Here is a 3806-nt window from a genome sequence, read left to right on the forward strand (position 1 = left end):
AATTTGGACGATAACCAAGCTTTCTAGCCATTTCTCGTATATATTGTTTGGTTTCGACACCTATATCAGGACTGTCGTTGAGTGCCTTACTCACCGCACCTACCGAAACACCACATTTTAAGGCAATATCCTTAAGAGTAACCATTACTTACCTGATTATATTTTTTTCATTAATATAATACAATAATCCGTCAATGTAAAGCAGTTTATTCTTTTAAACCACCTAATGCAACTCCCTTTATTATGAACTTAGACAATAAAGCATAGAACACTAATAGAGGCAATACTGCAATAGCCATACCTGTATATTGCGGACCAATTTCTCTTCTATATATATCACCCTTAAGTTTATCCATTAATACAGGCAATGTCCAATTTTCTCTACTTTCCAAAATAATCTTAGGCATAAAGAAATTATTCCAAGATGATATTAAAGAAAAGATTGCCATAGTAGCAATAGCTGGTAACAATAAAGGCAAAACTATAATATTAAATATCCAAAACTCTCTGCAACCGTCTATTCTTGCCGATTCAATAAAATCTAATGGCACGTTAGCAACAATATACTGTCGCATAAAGAACACCGTAGTAGGTGCAACAGCCGCTGGTAAAATAAATGCAAACACATTATCATACAAACCAAGTGATTTTACCAAAGCATAAAAACCAAGAACGCTTAATTGCGTCGGTACCATTATTAAGACCAAAACTAAAATGAATATCACATTTCTCAATTTAAAATTATATACAACTATAGCATAGGCAGTTAAAGATGATATATAAACGGATAAAATTATAGCGCCAGCCGATATAATTGTACTATTTTTAAACGCGTTGACAAAACTTACATTTTGACGATCCAACCAATCCAAATTATCTTTCAGAGCATTACCAAAAGTTAAATAGAAATTAGCTTCAAGTTCGTAAGTGGACCTCGTTGCATTAACAAGCATTACATAAAACGGAAGAATGCTAATTAAGAGTAAAGTTATTAAAAATATATATATAATAACTTTTAAAACAACTTTTAAAACAGAGGTTCCCTTTTCTTTTTGCTTTACAGCTAATGACTGTTCCAAAGGAGTTAAAATTTTTGCATTTTCCATCTCTTACTCCTTATACCTTAGATGTTTTTTTCTTTTCTGGTGTAACATTCATAATCCAGAACAAAACAGAGCTTATGAGCATAGTAATTATTAACATTATTATAGAACCCGCAGCAGACCGGCCATAATTGTTAATGCCTGTAAAGCCCCATTGATAAAGTTTAATTGCAACCGTTTGTGTATGACTTGTAGGAACAAAGAAGAAAGGTACATCATACATTTGCAATCCGCCAGCAAGACTTGTTACAAATGCATATAATAATATTGACTTTAATAACGGCAAAGTTATTGAAAAGAATTGTCTTACAGAGCTAGCTCCGTCTATGCGCGCAGCCTCATATAATGTTGGATTAATTCCTGCCATGCCAGCCAATAAAACTATCATTGTGTTGCCATACCAAATCCATGTCAACACCAATGACACAGTAGTCTGTGTAATTGTTTTATCTAGTAAGAAATCCTTTCTTTCCCAATTTTTAACTATTTTTAATAAAATAGAATTCAAAGTTCCTTCAGTTTGAAGCATTTGTCTAAACAACAAACCAACTGTAGCTGCTGTAACTATATTGGGAAGATAATAAGCAAATTTAAATAAACCTTTGCCCTTTATTTTCAAACTTTGGTCATTAAATATTGCTGCCAAGACTAGAGCGAAACCGAATTGAAGTACAACATTTAACCCCCAAATTTTCAATGTCACTAAAATTGTATTCCAAAACGACTTATCTAATACAACATCTTTATAGTTTTTTAAAAATATAAATTTTCCTATAGTATCCGCATCTTTACCTTGTTTATTAAAGAAACTTATTATAAAAGTATAAGCGGTAGGATAAAATGAGAACAAAAAGAAAAATATTATAAATGGCATTACAAAAAAATAGCCATATTTACGATAGCTAATGCTTTTTACCTTTTTAGGCTTTGAAAAAGCATCATTTACAAAAGTATCATTTATCACATCATTAACTTTAGATGGACTAAACATCTCACTCACCTTCCCTGCAAAGACAAAAACCTTGCAAAAAATATTTTAAAATTTAACTAATTTTTTTGTAAATATAGCGGAGTTTTTGGCTCCGCTATATTTACGTTATTTAGTTTTAAGCCTGAACTGGTGTAGGCGTAGGTATTGTAAATGTCTTACCTGCCAAATCAGATTCAAGTCTTTCTTTAATTTCTTGCCATGCTTTTTCAGCTGTTAAGTCTTTTTCTCCTGCAGCATATCTCTTAACAACGTCAGCGAATATTCTATCAACTGTGCTGTCATATTCAGTTACATTGGATGCCTTAACATCAGCAGCCAAAGTGTTGAATTTAGCAAAGTGATTTTGTCCGCCAAGGAAAGTATTACCTAAAGTTTCCATGCCTGCCAAAGCTTTATTTAAGTCTTTGGAGTTCATAACGTCGCCGCTGAATGCTGAACGAGCTTGCATGAATTTAAGTGATGTCAAGAAGTTAAGAACTTCAAATGCAGCTTCTTTCTTGGATGAATAACTGCTAACCATTGCATATGTTCCGCCCCAATAATATGCTTGAGGACCTTCAATCATTCTCCACAAACCTGAGGTATCATCATTATTGAGAACATAGAACAATCCCCATGTAGGCAAGAAGAACGCTAATGTCTTATATTGAGCATTGTCTTCAAGTTTAGCTCTCATACCTGCTGTCCAGCTGTTGCCCCATTGAGCACCTTTATGAGTATCTTCATAAATTATTTTAGCATATTCAAGGAATGAAGCTGTATCATTGTCAATAACTATTTTATTGCCTTGAACAAAGGCTTGGCGAGTAGCATAAAATACTCTCTTGATATCTTCCAAGTTGTTGATCATTAAGATCTTCTTGTCATGCTCTTTGCCTGTATTATAAGCACTATCAGCTACTGCCTGAGTTGCTTTTAAGAAACCAATCATATCATCGCCGATAAAAGCTTGCATAGTTTCATCTAATACTTGCTTTTCAGCTTCTGACCAACCGTCAGGATAGTTAGCTAAAGTTGCTTTTGAACCCTCAGGCAATTTACTTGCTTTAAATGCATTAAAGTTTTCAATACCTTCAAGTAAGCCCTTATCAATAAGTGCTAAGAACATATCAGCACGATAGAACATTGCACCAGGAGTAACTTGATAAGAAACAGCTTTTAATTTATCTGTTCCTTGAGTTCCGATATCCAAAGTGTAACCATACATATCTTTTTCAAGAGCTGCTCTAACATCAGTATAGCTTTCAGAACTCAAATCCAATGCGTTCTTATAATAAGGCAACAAATTCTCTGAATGTGCGCTATTAACATATTTCTTGGTGTAGTCCACGTCAGTCAAGAACAGATCAGGACCGCTCTTGCTTGCAAAAGCATTATCCAAAGCTGCTTCATAACTTCCATCATCGTTGTTGATGAAAGAAATGTCAAAATCATACTCATAGTCAGGATTAACTAGAGTAAAATACTTTAACAATTCAACAACCTCGTTAGACATTGACCAAACTTTTAATTTAGGCTTTTCAGTTTTCTTCTTGCAACCAAAGGCTGAAATAGAGAAAGCGAAAAGCATAACAAAAGCTAGCAAAATAACGGGTAACCTTTTTTTCATTATCTTCCTCCTATATATTTAAATGACTTATGTCATTTATTTTTGATTAACATAAAATTATTGAGAAGTAAATTAACTATAACGATTAAGTTCAATAATATAT

The 3806-nt window shown here is 33.2% G+C and carries 4 protein-coding genes; all 4 read right to left on the bottom strand.

All coding sequences use genetic code 11. The features are described from left to right. A partial coding sequence (locus VIL26_07720; protein ID HEY8390815.1) for a helix-turn-helix domain-containing protein occupies positions 1 to 145 on the bottom strand: 145 nt, incomplete at its 3' end. Positions 146 to 206: 61 nt separating this feature from the next. Then, a complete protein-coding gene (locus VIL26_07725) occupies positions 207 to 1106 on the bottom strand; it encodes a carbohydrate ABC transporter permease (GenBank protein HEY8390816.1) in 900 nt (299 codons plus the stop codon). Between the two features lie 10 nt (positions 1107 to 1116). Next, positions 1117 to 2094: a sugar ABC transporter permease gene (locus tag VIL26_07730; protein ID HEY8390817.1), complete on the bottom strand. Its 978-nt coding sequence runs from the start codon at positions 2092 to 2094 to the stop codon at positions 1117 to 1119. Positions 2095 to 2209: 115 nt separating this feature from the next. After that, positions 2210 to 3703, bottom strand: a complete 1494-nt coding sequence (locus tag VIL26_07735; GenBank protein HEY8390818.1) for an ABC transporter substrate-binding protein — start codon at positions 3701 to 3703, stop codon at positions 2210 to 2212. Between the last annotated feature and the right edge of the window lie 103 nt (positions 3704 to 3806).

This window comes from Clostridia bacterium, from assembly GCA_036562685.1.
Classification (GTDB): domain Bacteria; phylum Bacillota; class Clostridia; order Christensenellales; family DUVY01; genus DUVY01.